Origin of the sequence: Mycobacterium sp. WUMAC-067, from assembly GCF_020217485.1 — a bacterium.
Lineage (GTDB): Bacteria > Actinomycetota > Actinomycetes > Mycobacteriales > Mycobacteriaceae > Mycobacterium.
The window spans coordinates 171,430-192,056 of sequence record NZ_JAEKMI010000004.1 but is presented as its reverse complement, the minus strand read 5'-3'; the positions used below and the strand labels follow the sequence as shown (position 1 = coordinate 192,056).

Here is a 20,627-nt window from a genome sequence, read left to right as displayed (position 1 = left end):
GCGGCGATTTCGGCGGGGCGGCCCGACACCGTGGTGCCGAAGACGACATCGCGCTGGCCGGTCAGGCCGCACAGCAGTTGCGCGAATGCGGCCTGCAGCACCGTGTTGACGGTGGTGTGGCGCGACCGCGCCAGGTCGCCGACGGCTTGGGTGAGGTCGGCGGGCAGCGTGAACGTCTCGACGCTTTGCCGCCCGAGCTCCGCCCGGTCCTGGGGGCCGACCAGGGTGGGGGTGTCGAAGCCGGCGAACACCTCGCCCCAGGCCGCGCGGGCGGCGTCGAGGTCGCGTTCGGCCAGCCAGCTGACGAAGCTGCGGTAGGGCGCCGCGGGCGGAAGTCGCTGCCCGTAGTAGCCGGCGAAGATCTCGCCCAGCAGGATCGGCATCGACCAGCCGTCGAGCACGATGTGGTGATTGGTCAGCACCAGCCGATAGCGCTCGGATGCGGTGCGCACCAACGCCACCCGGAACGCGGGCTGCTCGGCGAGGTCGCCGCAGACGGCCGCGCGTTCGGCGGCGCAGAGGCGCTGAATCTGCTCGTCGGTGTCGGTGCCATCCAGCTCGAGGTACCGCCAGGCCGGCGCGGGGTCGGCCGGGATGATCTGGACCGGCTCGTCGTACCGGTCGCAGAAGCGGGCCACCAGGTTCGGATGCCGGGCGATCACGGTGTGCACCGCGTCGCGCAGGCGGTTCGGGTCGAGCGGGCCGGTGAGGCTGATGTTCAGCTGTCCCGCATACAGATCGTCGGTCGCGGGTGCGGTGTTGGCGTGGAACAGCAGCCCCTGCTGGACCGGGGTCAACGCCAGGACGTCGGCGATATGGTGTTGGCGCGCAAGCTGATCGAGCTGCTGTTGGCTCAGGCGCGCGGGCGCGATGTCCGACGGCGTCAATCCGCCGCCGCCGGAGCGCACGTGGGCGCAGATGCCGGCCAGGGCCTCGAACCACAGCCGGCTCAGCCGGGTGATCTGTTCGTCGTCGAGCGCCGACGGCGCCCAGGTCCAGTTGGCGTGCAGGCGCGGACCTTCCGCGGAGTCGACGGTGACCGCGTTGAGTTCGAGGGTGTGCATCAGCGGCATGGCTATCGTCGCGGCGGCGCGGGTGACCGACCCGCCGTCGGGCACGGGCCGCCACATGTCCGCGGTGAGCTCGCCCGTACCGCCCTGGCGTCCCAGGTAGTTGAACCCGATCGGTGGTTCGGCGCCGTCCAGGTCGACCTCGGGGTTGAGGTAGCGCAGCAGCCCATAGGTCAGCGGGTCCGGCAGCGCGCGGAGCTGTTCCTTGGCGTCTTTGAGTGCGGCGCCCAGCTCGGTCCCGCCGGCGACGACCTGCCCCCAGGAGACGCCGCCCACGTTCAGAGCCGTCGGGTATTTCGTGGTGAACCAGCCGACGGTGTGGGACAGGTCGATGTCGCGGCCCAGTTCCTCGTGCCGGCCGTGGCCCTCGACGTCGATGCCGATGGGCGCACGGCCGCCGCGGAATTCCGCGCACGCCAACGCGAACGCGATCAGGAGGATGTCTTGGACGCCGGCATGGAACGCTGCCGGCACCTCGCCGAGCAGCATGCCGGTGGTCTCGGCGTTCAGCTCCGTAACGAGGTGTTCGGCCGTGGCGAAGGTGTCCGCGTCGGGGCGGAGCGCCGGCAGCGCCGGCGGCGTCGCCGCCACCTTCGCCCAGGTGTCCGCCTGATCGACGACGTCGGGGTGGTGCGCATGCCGGGCCAGCTGCGACGACCACCGGGCAAACGAGGTGCCCGCGGCGGGCAGTTCGACCGGCTGCCCGCTGTGATGCTGGGCCCAGGCGATGTTCAAGTCCTGCAACAGGATCCGCCAGGAAACACCGTCGACGGCGAGGTGGTGGACGATGACCACGAGCTGCCCGGTGGCGCTGGCCCACAGCGCGCTGAGCATCACGCCGGCGGCCGGGTTCAGCCGCGACCGCGCTTGTATGACCGCCGCGTCGGTCAACTCGTCCACGACGTGCAGGCACTCGGCGGCGTCGACCGAGCCCGCCCCGGGCACCGTCAGCGCCCATTCGCCGGCGCCGTGGGCGCCCGAGCGGTCGACGCGCAGCCGCAGCATCGCGTGGCGATCCAGCAGGGCCTGCAGCACCGTGACCACGTCGGCCTCGGTGACCCCGGCGGGGGCCTGCACCAGCATGGCCTGGTTGAAATGATCGACTTGTGCGCCACCGCTTTCCACGCCGTGCAGCCAACGAATGATCGGGGTGGCCTGCACCGGCCCGACGCCCTCGTCGAGCACCGCGGCGTCGGCGTCGACCACCTCGGCCACCCGGGCCAGCCGGGCCACGGTCTGCTCGACGAAGATGTCGCGGGTCTTGCAAACCAGGCCGGCGGCGCGCGCCCGCGTCACCACCTGCATCGACGAAATGCTGTCCCCGCCAAGGTCGAAGAACGAGTCGTCGACGCCTACCCGCTCGAGCCCGAGCACCTGGGCGTAGATGCCGGCCAGGATTTCTTCGACGGCGTTGTCGGGGGCCCGATACTGGTCGGCGTCGGAGTATTCCGGCGCGGGCAGCGCGCGGGTGTCCAGCTTGCCGTTGGGGGTCAGCGGCAGGGCCCGCATGACGACGACGGCGGCGGGAATCATGTAGCCCGGCAGCCTTTCGGCCAGCGCGGCACGCACCGCGGCCGGGTCGGCGGTCCCGGTGACGTAACCGACGAGGCGCTTGTCCCCCGGCCGGTCCTCGCGGGCGACGACGACGGCCTGCTCGACGCCGCCGATCCAGGACAGCGCCGCCCGCACCTCGCCGAGCTCGATGCGGTAGCCGCGGATCTTGACCTGCTCGTCGGCGCGGCCGAGGTAGTCAAGCTGCCCGTCCCCGCGCCAGCGCACCAGGTCGCCGGTGCGGTACATGCGCGATCCGGGCGCCCCGAAGGGACACGCCACGAACCGCGACGCGGTCAGGCCGGCCCGCCTCCAGTAGCCGCAGGCCACGCCGGCACCCGCCACATACAGCTCGCCGATCACGCCGGGTGGCACCGGCCGCAGCCACTCGTCGAGCACGAACGCCGCGCCGCCGGGCACCGGGGACCCGATCGGCACTGGGCCCGGTGAGCCCGCCTGAAGCGGGGCACTGATCGCGGCGTAGACCGTGGCTTCGGTGGGGCCGTAGGCGTTGATCATCACCCGGCCGGGAGCCCAGCGGTCCACCAGATCGGCCGGGCAGGCCTCGCCGGCGACCACCAGCGCGACCGACTCCAGGCCCGCGGGTGAGAGGGCGCCGGCCGCCGACGGGGTTTGACTGAGGACGCTGACCTGTTCGGCCACCAGCAATGCGTGCAGGTCTTCCGGTGACCGCGCCACGGTTTCGGGCACCACGACCAGTCGGCCGCCGTGCAACAGGGCGCCAAAGATTTCCCAGACCGAGACGTCGAAGGCCAGCGAATGCCATTGCGACCACACGCCGTCGGCCGGCAGGCCCGAGTCCTCGGATGCCAGCAGCTGGGTCACGTTGCGGTGGGTGACCGCAACGCCTTTGGGGACACCGGTGGTGCCGGAGGTGTAGATCAGGTAGGCGAGGTTGTCCGGCCCCGGCGCCGGCAGTGCGGTCGCGGGCTGGGTGTCGACGGCGGGATCGTTGACCTCGATGACCGCGACCTCGTGGCCGTCGAGCCGCTCGACCAGATCGGCGGTGGTGAGCGTGGCGATCGGAGCGGCGTCGGAGAGCATGAACCCGATCCGCTCGGCCGGTAGCGCCGGGTCGATCGGCAGGTAGGCAGCCCCGGTCTTCAGCACGGCCAGGATCGAGACGATCGCCTCGGCGGAGCGTGAAAACAGCAGCGCCACAGCCTGTCCCGGGCCCGCCCCACGGCCGGCCAGCAGGTGCGCCAGCCGGTTCGACGCCTCGTCAAGCTCGCGGTAGGTCATCGCGTGTCCGTCGCACACTACCGCGACGCTGTCCGGGGTGCGGGCCGCCTGCGCGGCGAACAGCGCCGGGATCGAGTCGGTCCCGGTGGCCGGTCCGGTGAGCGCCGCGCGGTTGCCGACGTCGTCCAGTCGGGTGTGTTCGGCGTCGTCGAGCAGATCCACCGACGACAACGCCCGCGCGGGGTCGGCGGTCATCGCGAGCAGCACCCGCTGCAACCGGCCGATGAGGGCGGCGATGCTGTCCGCGTCGAATACGTCGGTGCGGAATTCCACGGTTCCGCCGATGCCGGCGGGCTCACCCGCGTCGCTCCAGCGTTCGCCCATCGAGAACGTCAAATCCATTCGGGCGGTGTGGGTGTCGACCGGTATGGGTGTGACGTCGACATCGCCGAGGGACAGCCCGGCGGCGGGGCCGCTTTCCTGCCCGGCGAAGTTCTGCCAGGCCAGCATCACCTGGATCAGCGGGTGATGCGTCAGGCTGCGGGCGGGGTTGAGCCGCTCCACCAGCACCTCGAAGGGCACGTCCTGGTGCTCGTAGGCGGCCAGGCTGCGGTGACGCACCTGGGACAGCAGCTCGGCGCAGGTGGGATCACCGGCCGCATCGACCCGCAACACCAGGGTGTTGACGAAGAACCCGACCAGTTCGTCGAGCGCGGGGTCGGGCCGACCGGCGATCGGAAATCCCACCGCGACATCGGAACTCGTGCTGATCTTCGACAGCAACGCCATCAGGGCGGTCTGGATCACCATGAAGCTGGTGGCATTGTGTCGGCGCGCCACGTCGGCCACCCGCTGTTGCAGCTCGGCGGGCCAGTCGATCTCCACCGTGGCGCCGCGCTGATCGGCCACCATCGGGTAGGGCCGGTCGGTGGGCAGCTGCAACCGCTCCGGCATGCCGGCCAGGGCGTCTTCCCAGTAGGCGAGTTGGGCGGCGATGCGGCTGTTGCCGTCGTCGAGGTCGCCGAATTGCGCACGCTGCCACAGGGTGTAGTCGACGTATTGCACCGACAGCGGCGCCCAGTCGGGCCCGTGCCCGTCGCACCGGCCGGCATATGCCATCCCCAGATCACGGACGAGCGGCGTGAGGGACATGCCGTCGGCGGCGATGTGGTGCACCACGGCCACCAGCACGTGCCGGTCGGGCCGGATGCGGAAAAGCCCTGCCCGCAACGGGATTTGGGCCGACAGGTCGAAGGTGTAGCGGGCGGTGGCACCGATCGCCTCGTCCAGCTGCTCGGGCGACCAGGCGCTGGCGTCGACGACCTCCCACCCGAAATCTGCCTTGTCGGCGGGGATCACCACCTGCTGCGGCAGCCCCTCGGGTGCGACGAACACCGTCCGCAGGCTCTCATGGCGGGCCACCACGTCGCCCAGCGCAGCGCCCAGGGCGTCGGCGTCGAGCGGCCCGTCCAACCGCAGCACGGCCGCCATGTTGTAAACCGGTGAGGGCCCTTGCAATTGGTCCAGGAACCACAGCCGGTTCTGCGCGAACGACAGCGGCACCACCGCGGGACGCTCGGCGGCCGTCAACGGCTCCAGCCCGCCGCCGCCCTCGCCGATCCGGGGCGCCAACTGCGCGATGGTGGGCGCCTCGAACACGGCCCGCACGGCAAGACCGCTGCCCAGGCTGGCGTTGATCGCGGCGATCAGGCGCATCGCGGAGATGCTGTCGCCACCCAGATCGAAGAAGGAGTCGTCGACCCCGACCCGCTCGACGCCGAGGACCCCGGCGTAGACGCCGGCCAGGATTTCCTCGGTGGGCGTTGCCGGGGCGCGGTACTGGCCGGCCGTGTATTCGGGTGCGGGCAGGGCGCGCGTGTCGAGTTTGCCGTTGGGCGTCAACGGAATGGCGTCGAGCGCCACCACCGCGGCGGGCACCATGTAGGCGGGCAGCCGATCGGCCAGCGCGGCGCGCAGCCGGGCAGGGTCGGCGGCGCCGGTGATGTAGCCGACGAGTCGCTTGTCCCCGGGGCGGTCTTCGCGCGCGACGACGACGGCCTGCGCGACGCCGTCGAATCCGGCCAGGGCGGACTGGATTTCGCCGAGCTCGATGCGATAGCCGCGGATCTTGACCTGCTCGTCGGCGCGGCCGAGGCACTGCAGTTGGCCCCCACCCGATCCCGAGTCGTCCCAGCGGACCAGGTCGCCGGTCCGATACATGCGGGTTCCGTCCCCGCCGAAGGGGCAGGCGACGAACCGCGACGCGGTCAGGCCCGGTCGGCCGACATACCCTGCGGCCACCCCGAATCCGGCGACGTACAGCTCACCGACGACGCCGGGCGGCACCGGCCGCAACGCGTCGTCGAGCACGAACAACGCCGCCCCCGGGACCGGGGCGCCGATGGGAACCGGTCCCATCCCGGCTGCGAGGGGCGCGCTGATCGTCACGCACATCGTGGTCTCGGTCGGGCCGTAGGCGTTGACCATCACCCGCCCGGGCGCCCACTGGTCGACAACCTCGGCCGGGCAGGCCTCGCCGGCCATCACCAGCGACACCGAGTCCAGCCCCTCCGGCGAGAGCATGGCCACCGCCGATGGGGTCTGGGTCAACACGCTGACTCCGGTGGCGACCAGGACGTCGTGCAGGTCGTGCGGGGAAGCCGCCACAGCCTCGGGGACGACCACCAGGCGCCCGCCGCGCAGCAGCGCGCCGAAGATCTCCCACACCGAGACGTCGAACGCCAGCGAGTGACATTGCGACCAGACCCCCGCGGCCGGCAGCCCGGCATCCAGCGATCCCAGCAGCTGGGTGACGTTGCGGTGAGTGATCGCAACGCCTTTGGGGACACCGGTGGTGCCCGAGGTGTAGATCAGGTAGGCGAGGTTGTCCGGCCCCGGCGCCGGCAGGACCGTCTCGGGCAGGGTGTCGATGCGGGAATCGTTGACGTCGATGACGGTCACGTCGCGACCGTCGAACCGCTCGGCCAGCTCGGCGGTGGTGACCGCGGCGACCGGTGTGGCGTCACCGAGCATGAATTCGACGCGCGCGTCCGGCGAAGACGGGTCGATCGGCAGGTAGGCCGCTCCCGTTTTGAGCACGGCCAGGATCGACGCGACGGCCTCGGCCGACCGCGAAAACAGCAGCGCCACAATATGTCCCGGTCCCGCTCCCGCGGAGGCCAGGCGGTGCGCCAACCGGTTGGAGGCCTCGTCGAGCTCCCGGTAGGTCACCGCCAGGCCCTCGCACACCAGCGCCACGGCCTCCGGGGCCCGGGCGACCTGCGCGGCAAACAATTCCGGCACCGACACCGACGCCGTCGCCGGCCGGGTCAAAACCGCGTTGTTGCCAAGCTCTTTCAGGCGGGCGTGCTCGGCCTCGTCGAGCAGATCCACCGACGACAGCGGATGGGTGGGGTCGGCGGTCATCGCGGTCAGCACTCGTTGCAGGCGGCCGATCAGCGTCTCGATGGTCGCCGCGTCGAACACGTCGGTGCGGAATTCCACCCGCCCGCCGATGCCGGCGGTGTCTCCGTTCTCGGTCCACCGTTCGGCCAGGGAGAACACCAGGTCCATGCGGGCCGACTGGTCCTCCACCGGGACTGAGGTCACCTCGAGGTCCCCCAGCGTCAGGCCGGCGGCGGGATCCTCGTGGCCGGCGAAGTTCTGCCAGGCCAGCATCACCTGAACCAGCGGGTGATGCGTCAGGCTTCGGGTCGGGTTGACCCGCTCGACCAGCACCTCGAACGGCACGTCCTGATGTTCGAAGGCCGCCAGGCTCTGCGCCTGGACCCGTTCCAGCAGTTCGGTGAAGCTGGGGTCGCCGGCCAGGTCGATCCGCAGCACCAGAGTGTTGACGAAGAAGCCCACCAGTTGGTCGAGCGCGGGGTCGCGCCGGCCGGCGATCGGGAAGCCCACCGCCACATCGGAACTCGCGCTCACCTTCGACAAGAGCACGGCCAGCGCGGCCTGCACCACCATGAAGCTGGTCGCGTTGTGCTCGCGGGCCACCCGCGCGACCTGCTGCTGCAGCTCCGCCGGCCAGTCGACCACCACGCTGTCGCCGCGCTGATCGGCCACCGGCGGGTACGGCCGATCGGTGGGCAGCTCGAGCCGCTCGGGCATGCCGGCCAGGGCATGCTCCCAGTACGCCAGTTGAGCGCCGATGCGGCTGTCGCCGTCGTCGAGGTCGCCGAATTGGGCGCGCTGCCAGAGCGTGTAATCGATGTACTGCACCGACAAGTCGGCCCATCCGGGGGGACGCCCGGCGCAGCGGCTGGTGTAGGCCACGCTCAGATCGGCACCCAACGGGGTCAGCGACAAGCCGTCCGCGGCGATGTGGTGCACGACGATCACCAGCAGGTGCTCATCGTCGGTGACCGTGAAAAGTCGCGCCCGGATCGGGATCTCGGCCGCCAGGTCAAAGGTGTGGCGTGTCGCCGCCTTGACGGCGTCGTCGACCTGGCCCGCCGGCCATGCCGTGGCATCGACGACGTCCCAGCCGAATTCGGCGCGCTCGGCGGGCACGACCACCTGCCGGGGGGTGCCTTCGTGCGACGGGAACAGGGTGCGCAGGCTCTCGTGGCGACTCACCACGTCGGCCAGCGCCGCCCCGAGCGCCTCGGCGTCGAGCCGCCCGCGCAGGCGCAAGGCCGCCGCCATGTTGTAATGCGGTGAGGGACCCTGGAATTGGTCGATGAACCACAACCGGTTCTGCGCGAACGACAGCGGGACCGCCGCCGGCCGCTCCCCCGCCTCCAGCGGTTCGAGCCCGCCCGAGCTCTCCGCGATGCGGGGCGCCAGCTGGGCGACCGTGGGCGCCTCGAAGACGACGCGCACCGCGAGATCGGTTTCCAGCGCGGAGTTGATCGCCGTGATCAGGCGCATGGTGGACAGCGAGTCGCCGCCGAGATCGAAGAACGAGTCGTCGACCCCGACCCGATCGACGCCGAGGACCTCGGCGAAGATGCCGGCCAGGATCTCCTCGACGGCGGTGCTCGGGGCGCGGTAGTGATCGGCGTTGCGATATTCGGGTGCGGGCAGGGCGCGGGCGTCGAGTTTGCCGTTCACCGTCACCGGCAGCGAATCCAGCACCACCACCGCCGCGGGGACCATGTACGCGGGCAGACGCTCGGCCAGGGCGGCGCGCGCCCGGGCGGGCTCCGCGGACCCGGTGACGTACCCCACGAGGCGTTTGTCACCGGGCCGGTCCTCGCGGGCGACGACGACCGCCTGCTCGACCCCGTCGAGCGCGGACAGCGCGGCCTGGATCTCGCCGAGTTCGATGCGGTAGCCGCGGACCTTGACCTGTTCGTCGGCGCGTCCCAGGTAGCGCAGTTGCCCCTCCCCGGATCCGGAGCGCCCCCAGCAGACCAGGTCGCCGGTGCGGTACATCCGGGTGCCGGGTTCGCCGAAGGGGCAGGCCACGAACCGCGACGCGGTCAGGCCGGGGCGCCGCCAATAGCCGACGCCGACGCCTTCGCCGGCCAGATACAGCTCCCCGACCACGCCGGCGGGCACCGGGCGCAGCCACTCGTCGAGCACGAAGAAGGCGGCGCGAGTCACCGGTGAGCCGATCGGCGGGAAGCCCGATCCCGCCTGCAACGGGGCGCTCTTGCAGGCCCACATCGTGGTCTCGGTGGGGCCGTACACGTTGACCATGACCCGATCCGGCGCCCAGCGGTCCACCAGCTCGGGCGGGCAGGGCTCGGCCCCGATCACCAACGCGGTGGAGTCCAGGCCGTCGGTGGGCAGCAGCCCCACCGCCGACGGGGTCTGGGTCAGCACCGTGACTCCCTCGCGCACCAGCAGCGCGTGGAACTCCTCGGGTGAGCGGGCCACGGCGCCCGGTACGACGACGAGGCGCCCGCCGTGCAGCAGGGCGCCCCAGATCTCCCACACCGAGAAGTCGAACGCATAGGAGTGGAATTGGGTCCACACCTGCTCGGCCGACAAGGCGAAACCGAGCCGCAGGTCATCGAACAGCTGCGCGACGTTGTGTTGGGTGACCGCAACGCCTTTGGGCACACCGGTGGTGCCGGAGGTGTAGATGACGTGTGCCAGATCGGTGGGCGCCGGCGCGGGCGGCGGGGTAATCGGCTGGGCCGCCACCGCGGGGTCGGCCACATCGACGACGGTCAGGTCGAAGCCGTCGAACCTGTCGGCCAGGTCGGAGGTGGTGACCGCGGCCATTGGGGCGGCGTCGGTCAGCATGAACTCCACCCGCGCGGACGGCAGCGCGGGGTCGATCGGCAGATACGCCGCCCCGGACTTGAGCACCGCCAAGATCGCCACGATCGCCTCGGCAGAGCGCGAAAACAGCAGCGCGACAAACTCCCCCGGGCCCGCGCCGTGTTCGACCAGCAGGTGTGCCAACCGGTTGGCGGCCTCGTCGAGCTCGCGGTACGTCATGGACCGGTCCTCGAACGTCAGCGCCACCGCGTCCGGCGTGCGTGCCGCCTGCGCGGCGAACAGTCCCGCGACCGTTACCGGTTCCATGCGCTCGGCCAGCACCGCCTGGTTGCCCCACCGCGCCAGCCGGGCGTGCTCGGCGGTGTCCAGCAGATCCACCGACGACAAGCGCCGCTCCGGCTCGGCGGTGACCGCGGCCAGCAGCCGCTGCAGCCGGTCGATCATCGCCTCGACGGTGTCCGCGTTGTAGACGTCGGTGCGGTATTCCGCCGTCACGGCGATCCCGGCGCGCTGGCCGGATTCGGTGAAGCGCTCGGCCAGCGAGAACGTCAAATCCATGCGAGCGGTGTTGGTGTGCAACGGCATTGGGGTGACTCGCAGATCACCCAGCGTCAGCCCCGCGGCGGGGGCGGTGACCTCTCCCGGGAAGTTCTCCCAACCCAGCAGCACCTGAATGAGCGGGTGATGGGCCATGCTGCGGGTGGGGTTGAGCCGCTCCACGAGCAGTTCGAATGGCACGTCTTGGTGTTCGAATGCGGCCAGGCTGCGCCGGCGCACCTCGGCCAGCAGCTCGGCGAAAGTCGGATCCCCGCCTAGAGCTCCTAGGTCGACCCGCAGCACCAGGGTGTTGACGAAGAAGCCGATGAGTTCGTCGAGGGCGGGTTCGGGACGCCCGGCGATCGGGAAGCCCACGGCCACATCGGTACTGGCGCTGATCTTGGCGAGCAGCGCGGCGAAGGCGGCCTGGATCACCATGAAGCTGGTGGCGTTGTGCTCGCGCGCTACCCGGCGGACCTGTTGCTGTAGCTCGGCCGGCCAGTCCACCGCCAGCCGGGCGCCGCGATGGTCGGCGACCTGCGGGTAGGGCCGATCGGTGGGCAGTTGCAGGCGTTCGGGGAGACCGGCCAGGGTGTCTGCCCAGTAGTCCAGCTGGGCGGCGATGCGGCTGTCGCCGTCGTCCACGTCACCGAGATGCGCGCGCTGCCAGAGCGTGTAGTCGACGTACTGCACCGCCAGCGGCGCCCAGTCGGGCGCCCGCCCCGCGCACCGGCTCGCGTAGGCGATCCCGAGGTCACGGGCGAAGGGGGTGATCGACCACCCGTCGGCGGCGATGTGGTGTACGGCGACCACCAGCATGTGCTCGTCGTCGCTCACGGTGAAAAGCTCGGTGTGTAGGGGGCTTTCGTTCTCCAGGTCGAAGGTGTACCGGGCGGCGGCCGCCATGGCCTCCCGCAGCCGGTCTTCCGGCCACCGGCGCGCGTCGATGACGTCGCAGGCGAACCCGATCCGCTCGGCGGGCACCACCACCTGCTGTGGAATTCCGTCGGCCGAAGCGAACACCGTGCGCAAGCTTTCGTGGCGGTCCACGACGTCGGCCAGCGCCGCGGCCAGCGCATCGGCGTCGAGGTGCCCGCGCAGCCGCAGCGCCACGGTGATGTTGTAGATCGCTGAGGGGCCCTGGAATTGGTCGATGAACCACAGCCGGGTCTGCGCGAAGGACAGTGGGATCGCCGCCGGTCGCTCCCCGGCCACCAGCGGTTCCGGACGGTCGGCGTCTCCCCTGCTGAGCAGGGCCAACTCGGCGACCGTGGGGGCCTCGAACACGGCCCGCACCCCGAGGTCGGAGTTCAGGCTGGTGTTGACCGCGGCGATCAGGCGCATCGCCGACAGCGAGTCGCCACCCAGGTCGAAGAAGGAGTCGTCGACACCCACCCGTTCCAGGCCGAGCACCTGGGCGTAGATGCCGACCAGGATCTCCTCGACGGCGGTGGACGGGGCGCGGTAACGATCGGCGTCCTGGTAATCGGGGGCCGGCAGCGCCTTGCGGTCGAGCTTGCCCGAGGACGTCATCGGGAATTCTTCAAGCGCCACAATGTGTGTCGGCACCATGTACTCGGGCAGCCAGGCGCTCAACCGTTCGCGCACCTCGCCGATCTTGGTGTTGGTGCGGGGGTCGTTGGCATGGCTGGTGCGTCGGCGGGCCCCGTCGGGTGCCAGGTAGAGATCGGTCAGCGGCGGGACGGCCTGGTCGCCGGAGGCGATGAAAACCGCGCTGAGAGTTCCGGCTTGGGCGCCCCAGGTGACGGCGACGTAATATCCGGCGCTCTCGCCGAGGCGGTGCAATTCTTCGGCGACGGTGGCGTCGGGGCCCGCGCCGGCCCGGGCCGCCGCGTCCGACAGCGCGTCCGTCAGGGGCAGCCCCTCGGCCAGCGCTGCCTCGACGGCGACGTCGGTGATCAGTCCGGCTCGCGGGATGTCGGTGATGCGGACGGCGGCGGGACGCCGCGATGTCAGGGTGTCGCGCAGCCCGCGCAGGCCGTCGCACTGCGCCCACGTCAGGGCGGGTTCGTCGGCCACCGAACGCACCGCCGCGGGTGCCTTGTGGATGGCGACGTCGTAGCGGTGCTGGTTCAGTTCGTTGTCGGCCATTCCCCGTTTGACGCGGATGTCGATCCCGACGGCCTCCGGCCGGGAGTCGGCCCAGGAGGTGAAAAACTCCGGCGCCAAGAGCAATTCGGTCTCGCCGAGCATGGCGTGGCGCACGCGCTGGCGGATTTCGGCCGCGTCGGTGGCGTCGCCGCGCGCCAGCGCGATCGCGGTCTGGAACGCGCCCTGCAGGGTGTGGTTACGGATGTCACCGATGAAGATCGCACCGCCGGGGGCCAACAGCGCCATGGCCTTGTCGATGACCTGGGCCAGGTATCCCGCGTTCGGGAAGTACTGGACGACCGAGTTGAGAATGATGGTGTCGAAGTGGCCGCGCGGCAGGCCGTCGGTGACGTGCGCGGGCTGGGTGCGCAGCTCGACGCGGTCGCGCCACGGCAGCCGCAGCTGCTCCATCGACCGGGCCAGGTTGTCGATCGCGACGGCCGAGAAGTCGGTGGCGACATAGCGATCGCAGCGCGGGGCGATCTGGGAGAGCAGCAATCCCGAGCCCGCGCCGATCTCGAGGACCCGGCGCGGCTGCAGGGACATGATGCGATCGACTGTGGCGGAACGCCATTCGGCCATCTCTTCGAGCGGAATCGGATCGCCGGTGTAGCTGCTGTTCCAGCCGCGGAAATCCTCGCCGAAGTTGGCCGCGAGGTCGGCGCCATACAGGTCGTCGTAGAGGTGCTGCCACTCCTGGACATCGTCGGCGTCCTGCTGGGCGTCCCGGTCGGTGGTGGCGGTGTGATCGAGCGTCACGTAGGCGACCAGCTGCGAGCCGGTTGCGGTGTCCGCAACGGTGACGGCGGCCTGGGTCACTTGGGGGCAGGCCAGCAGGGTGTTCTCGATTTCGCCCAATTCGATGCGCTGTCCGCGCAGTTTGATCTGGCTGTCGGCGCGGCCCAGATAGTCCAGGGTCCCGTCGGGCATCCAGCGCACCAGGTCGCCGGTGCGATACATGCGCTCCCCCACACCCCCAAAGGGGTTCGCGACGAACCGTTCCGCGGTCAACTCCACCCGGCCCAGATAGCCGTGCCCCAGGGCCGGCCCACTCAGGTACAGCTCGCCCACCACGCCGACCGGGACGGGGTTCAGCCACGCGTCGAGCACACGCGCGCACACGCCGGAAATGGGGGCGCCGATGCGCACCGGCTCGCCCGCCGACAGCCGCGCACAGGTGACCCAGATGGTGGTCTCGCTCGGGCCGTAGCCGTTGAACATCTGGCGGCCCGGCGCCCAGGCGTCCACCAGCTCGGGCAGGCAGGCCTCCCCGACGGCGACCAGCGTGTCCAGGCGAGAAAGCCGGGCGCGGTCCAGCGTCGAGATGACGGTGGGCGTCAGGATGGCCGCGCTGACCCGCTGGTGGTCCAGCAGCGCGGTCAGCGCCTCACCCGCATATACCTGCGGCGGCGCCACCACCAGCGCAGCGCCGGATCCCGCGGCCAGCAACAGTTCTCCGACCGAGGCGTCGAAGGTCGGCGAGGCGACCATCAGCACCCGCGCGTCCGAACCCAGGCCGAACCGCTCGCGTTGGGCGGCGGCCCAGCCCAGCAGGCCGCTGTGCCCGACGGCGACGCCCTTGGGGACGCCGGTCGAACCCGACGTGAAAATCAGGTATGCGGTGTCGCCGGCGCGCAGCGGCGAGACCCGGTCGGCGTCGGTGATCTCCTGCGCCGAGCGACCGGACAGGTCGAGGCCGTCGAGACGCACGATCGGGCGCGTCCCGGCGCCGGCGACGTCGTCGGTGCCGCACGTCAACACGCACACCGCGTCGACGGCGTCGAGCACCGAAGCGATCCGCTCGACCGGATGGTCCAGATCCACCGGCGCGTAGATGCCGCCGGCCTTGACGACGGCCCACCAGGCGACCACCAGCTCCGCGCAGCGGTCGATCGCCACACCGACGGCGCGCTCCGGGCCCACGCCGGCGTCGATCAGCATGCGCGCCAACCGCGTTGACCACTCGTCGAGTTCGCGATACGACAGCTCCCGCGCGCCGTCGACCACCGCGGGCGCGTCGGGGGCCGCCGCCACCGCCGCGGCCAACAGCTGTGGCGCCACCCCCACCGGCGCGCCGACACCGGCGCCGGACATCGTCGACAGCACCAGTTCACGCTCGTCGCCGTCCAGCAGGTCGACCGACGACAGCCGCCGGGTGGGGTCGGCGGTCATCGCGACCAGCACCCGCTGCAGGCGCTCGACGAGCGACGCGATGCCGGCCGCGTCGAACACGTCGGCGTCGAATTCGATGTGCAGGCCGAGCTCGCGGCCGGGCAAGGCTTCCACCGTCAGCGGGTAGTGGTTGTACTCGCGGTTGGTGAATTCTGCGATGGCGAGCCCGTCATCACCCAGCGTCATCCCGCTGTCCATCGGGTAGTTCTCGTAGACGAACAGCGTGTCGAAGAGTTGGTCGTGACCGGTGACGCGGTGGATCTCGCTGAGCGCCAGGTGCTGATGCTCGAGCGCGTCGTTGTGGCTGTTCTGCAGCTGCGCCAGCAGATCCGCGGTGGTGGTCGTCGCGGTGATGTTCGCGCGCACCGGCACGGTGTTGATCAGCAGCCCGACCATCGACTCCGCGTCGTCGACCTCCAGCTGGCCGACCCGCGATCGCGGGGTGCCGAAGACGACGTCGTGCTGACCGGTCAGCGAGGTCAGCACCAACGCCCACGCGGCCTGCAGCACGGTGCTCAGCGTGGTGTGGTGCGAGCGCGCCAACTCGGCGAGGGCCCGGGTGGTCTGCGCGGGCACGCGAGACTTCTCGAAGCCGCGGCGGCCCTGACCCAACCGGTCCTCGGGCGCGACCAGGGTGGGAGTTTCGAAGCCGGACAACAACTCTCCCCACGCCGCGCGGGAGGCGTCGAGGTCCCGATCGGCCAGCCAGGTGAGGAAGGCGCGGTAGGAGCCGGCCGCCGGCAGGCGGTGCCCGTAGTAGCCGGCGAAGATTTCGCGCAGCAGGATGGGCAGCGACCAGCCGTCAAGCAGGATGTGGTGATTGGTCAGCACGAACCGGAAGCGGCGGTCCGCGGTGCGGATCAGCGCGGCCCGGAACGCCGGCTGCCCGGCGAGGTCGCACACCGCCGCCCGTTCGGCAGCGCAGAGCTGCTCGATCCGCTCGTCGGTGTCACCGGTGCCGTCGAGTTCGAGGTACCGCCACTCGATCACGGGATCGGCCGGGATGACCTGCACCGGCTCGTCGAACTGTTCGCAGAACAGGGCCGCCAGGTGGGGGTGCCGGTTGACGACGGCGTGCACCGCGTCGCGCAGGCGATCGGCGTCGAGCGGTCCGGTGAGGGTGAAATCCAGTTGGACCGCATACATGTCGTCGCCGCCCCGCGCGGTGCTGGAGTGGAACAGCAGCCCCTGCTGCAGCGGGGTCAACGGCAAGATGTCGGCGATGTGGTGCTGCCGCTCCAGCTCGTCGATCTGCTGCTGGCTCAGCCGGGCCGGGGCGATGTCCGACGGGGTCAGCCCGCCGCCACCGGAGCGGACGTGCGCGCAGACTCCGGACAGCGCCTCGAACCACAGCCGGCTCAACCGGGTGATCTGCGTGGCGTCGAGAACCGATGGCGCCCAAGTCCATTCGGCGTGCAGGTGCGGGCCGGCCCCGGTGTCGATGGTGCCGGCGTTGAGTTCGACGGTGTGCATCAGCGGCATGGGCACCGCGGCGGCGGCGCCGATCAACGACAGGCCGTCCTGGCTGATGCGCCAGCCCTCGCCCGCCGAATCGGGCGCTGCGCCTTGACGTCCCAGGTAGTTGAACGCGATCGACGGGTCGGGCCCGGCGAGGTCGACGTCGGTGTTGAGGTACCGCAGCAGCCCAAAGGTCAGCGGCTCCGGCAGCGCGCGCAGCTGCTCCTTGGCGTGTTTGATGACCGGGCCCAGCGCCGTGTCGCCGGAAACCACCTGCGCCCAGCGCAACCCGGCCACCGGCCCCGCCACTTCCAGAGACACCGGATACTTGGTGGTGAACCACCCGACGGTGCGGGACAGATCGGTGTCGGCGCCGAGTTCCTCGTGGCGCCCGTGAGCCTCGACGTCGATGCCGATCGGGGCGCCGGTGTCACCCAGGAATTCCGCCCACGCCAGCCCGAAGGCGATCAACAGGATGTCCTGGATCCCGGCGTGGAAAGCCGTCGGCACCTCGCCGAGCAGCATCCCGGTCGTCTCGGCGTCCAACTCGACCGACAAACGCCCGGCGCTGGCGTACGTGTCCACGTCGGGGCGGGCCGCGGGCAGCGCGGCGGGCGTCTCCGTCACCTTCTTCCAGGCGTTGAGCTGGCTGACCACGTCGGGGTGGCGCGCGTGCTCGTTCAGCAGTGTGGCCCAGCGGGCGAACGACGTCCCGGCCGGCGGCAGCTCCACCGGCTGGCCGGCGCGGTGCAGCGCCCACGCAATGTTGAGGTCTTCCAACAGGATCCACCACGACACCGCGTCGACGGCCAGGTGGTGGATGATCACCGTCAACTGGCCGGTGGCCTCGACCCACAACGCGCTGAGCATCGCGCCGGTGGACGGGTTCAACCGCGAACGGGCCTGCAGCAACGCCTCATCGGACACCGCGTCGACCGACCGCAGGCAGTCCTCGGCCCGCACGGCCCCCGGTTCGGGGATGTGGAACGACCAGCCGCCGGCGTCGTCGCGATCGACGCGCAGCCGCAGCATGGCGTGCCGATCCACCAAGGCCTGCAACACGATTGAGACGTCGGCCGCGGTCACCCCCGCGGGGGCCTGCACCATCACGGTCTGGTTGAACTCGTCGACCGGGCCGGCCTTCTCCGCGCCCTGCAGCCACCGCATGATCGGGGTGGCCAGCACCGGCCCGACGCCCTCGTCGAGCACCTCCGCCGCCCCGTCGCTCACCCCGGCCACCCGGGCCAGCCGGGCCACGGTCTGTTCGACGAACACGTCTCGGGGTCGGCACGTCAGGCCCGCCGCGCGCGCCCGCGCCACCACCTGCAGCGACAAGATGCTGTCGCCGCCCAGCTCGAAGAAGGACTCGTCGACGCCGACGCGCTGCACCCCGAGCACCTCGGCGTAGATGCCGGCCAGGATCTCCTCGACCGCGGTGGCCGGGGCGCGGTACTCGCCCGTCGTGTATGCGGGCATCGGCAGCGCGCGGGTGTCGAGTTTGCCGTTGGGCGTCAGCGGGAGCGCGTCGAGCACGACCACGGCCGCGGGCACCATGTAGCCGGGGAGCCGTTCGGCCAGCGCGGTGCGCGCCTCGGCCGGGTCGGCGATCCCGGTGACGTAACCGACCAGGCGTTTGTCGCCCGGGCGGTCCTCGCGGGCGATCACCACGGCCTGGTCGACGCCGTCGAGCGCGGCGAGAGCGGCCTGGATTTCGCCGAGCTCGATGCGATATCCGCGGATCTTGACCTGTTCGTCGGCGCGGCCGAAGTACTGCAGTTGGCCTGCACCGGATCCCGAGACGCCCCAGCACGCCAGGTCGCCGGTGCGGTACATGCGCGCACCCGCCTCACCGAAGGGGCACGCCACGAACCGTGACGCCGTCAGCCCGGTCCGGCCGACATATCCTCCGGTCACCCCGTCGCCCGCGACATACAACTCACCGACGACGCCGGGCGGCACCGGGCGCAGCCAGCCGTCGAGGACGAACAACGCCGCCCCGGGCACCGGGGAACCGATCGGCGGGGTCCCGGATCCCTTCGTCAGGGGGGCGCTGATCGCCACGCACATCGTCGTCTCGGTCGGGCCGTAGGCGTTGACCATCACCCGCCCCGGCGCCCAGCGGTCCACCACCTCGGGCGGGCAGGCCTCCCCCACCACCACCAGCGACGCCCCCGAAAGCCCCTCCGGCGAGAGCATCGCCACGGCCGACGGGGTCTGGGTCAACACGCTGACGTCTTCGTCGGCCAGCACGTCGTGCAACTCTTCGGGCGAACGCGCGACGTCTTCGGGGACCACGACCAGCCGCCCGCCGCGCAGCAGCGCGCCGAAGATCTCCCACACCGAGACGTCGAACGCGTACGAGTGGCACTGCGACCACACCCCCGACGGCGGCAGGCCGGCGTCCAGGGAACCCAGCAGCTGTGTCACGTTGCGATGAGTCACCGCAACGCCTTTGGGGACCCCGGTGGTGCCCGAGGTGTAGATCAGGTAGGCGACATGGTCCGGCCCGGGTGCCGGCAACGCCTCGACGGGCTGGGCGTCGATGCGGGAATCGTTGACGTCGATGACCGTCACGTCGTGACCGTCGAGGCGGTCGGCCAGATCGACGGTGCTCAGCGCGGCAACCGGTTTGGCGTCGCCGAGCATGAACCCGATCCGCGACTCGGGCGACGAAGGATCGATCGGCAGATAGGCCGCCCCGGTTTTGAGCACCGCCAGGATCGACGCGACGGCCTCGGGAGAGCGCGAAAACATCAGCGCCACAGTCTGCCCCGGGCCCGCGCCCAGGCCGGTCAACAAATGCGCCAGCCGGTTGGACGCCTCGTCGAGTTTCCGGTAGGTCACCGGCCGGCCCTCGCACACCACCGCCACGGCCTCGGGCGCCCGGGTTACCTGGACGGCGAACAGCTCCGGCACCGATCCCGGCGCGGTTGGTGGCCGGCTCAAAACCCCGTTGTTACCAAGCTCTTCCAGGCGGGCGCGCTCCGCGGCCCGGAGCACATCCAACGACGACAGGCGCCGGTCCGGGTCGGCGACCATGGTCGCCAGCACACGCTGCAGCCGCTCGGTCAGATCCGCGACGTCGAAATTCGAGAACGGTTGCCCGATACCGACCGTGCTCAGGAACTGCTGGTCGCCGAATCCGAGGAAGAACAGGCCGAAGTGACCTACCGGCCCGAAGCTGGTGTAGGTCGCGGTCGCCGGGACGCCGTTGAGGCTGAGAGTGAGGCGGGCCGGGACGAAGTTGACGACCACCCGGTTGGGGGCCTGCCTCGGGCCGTTGAAGTCGCCTTCGCCGTCCAGAGTGCGTGTCGGGAATTGCTGATGCCGCAACGCCTCTCGAGACCGCTGGTCAACGTGCCGGCAAAAGTCGGCGAATGTGGTGGCCGGCGACGCCTTGAGCACCAGGGGCACCACGCCGGCGAGCATGCCGGGATGCGTCTTCGATTCCGGGTCCACTCGCCGGCTGACCGGGAAGTCGAGCACGACTTCGTCGGAACCGTCGGCGCACCAGCCGCGCACCAGAAGCGCGCAGGCCGCGGTGAGTACCGACGATCGACGGATGCCCAGCGTTTTGGACAACTCTTTGACCCTGCCTACCACGGACTGATCCAATTGCACTGGCGGAGAGGGTGAATACGGGTCACGCCCGTCATCGACCGGGGGCGCCGGATAAACGGCCCCGTTGCCCGCGGGGCGGTGTGCGGCCCAATAGTCCTGATCTTCACGGAATTTGGCGGACGCCTCGTAGTCCAGCTCGCCGCTCACGAGGTCGTGCAACGAGCCGAAGAAGGCGGGTGGAACCGGTTTGCCGGCGGCCAGCGCGGAGTAGACGGCGGCGATCCGTCGGCCGATCAGCGCGATGCCCATGCCGTCGATGGCGATGTGATGGCACACCGAGAACCAGTAGTACTGGTCAGGACCCGTACGGAATAAAGCGAATTTGATCTTCGGGCCGGTCAGCGGCATCGGCGTCCGCTGGATCGATGATGCGGTCTCTCGGACTTCCCGCTCCGGATCCTGCGATTCGGTCAGGTCGTAGAAGACCAGATCGACATCGTCGTAGTCGACGGCCTTCTGGAAGACCTGGCCATCGGCCTCGAAGAAGGAGGCCCGCAGGCTTTCGGCCTCGTTGACCACGTGCCGCATGGCCTGATGCAACAGACCGGGGTCGATCGCCCCGTCGATACGGACCAGCACGCCCAGCTGCCACGCCGCATCGAAGTGGCCGGTCTGCTGTGCCAGCCAGATATCGAGCTGGCCTCGCGTCACCGGGAGTGCCCGGTCACCACCACGCGCCACTGAACCCCCCCAAGCTCTACCGAAGTCCTTCAT

At 70.7% G+C, this 20,627-nt stretch carries 1 protein-coding gene (running past one end of the window); it reads right to left on the bottom strand.

The window, feature by feature from the left end; translation table 11 throughout:
- On the bottom strand, positions 1-20,627 hold the 5' portion of the coding sequence (locus JF781_RS04415) for a non-ribosomal peptide synthase/polyketide synthase (protein ID WP_225341145.1). 10,675 nt of this gene lie to the left of the window's left edge; 20,627 of the gene's 31,302 nt are visible here — the first part of the coding sequence; its start codon is at positions 20,625-20,627; its stop codon lies off the left edge, out of view.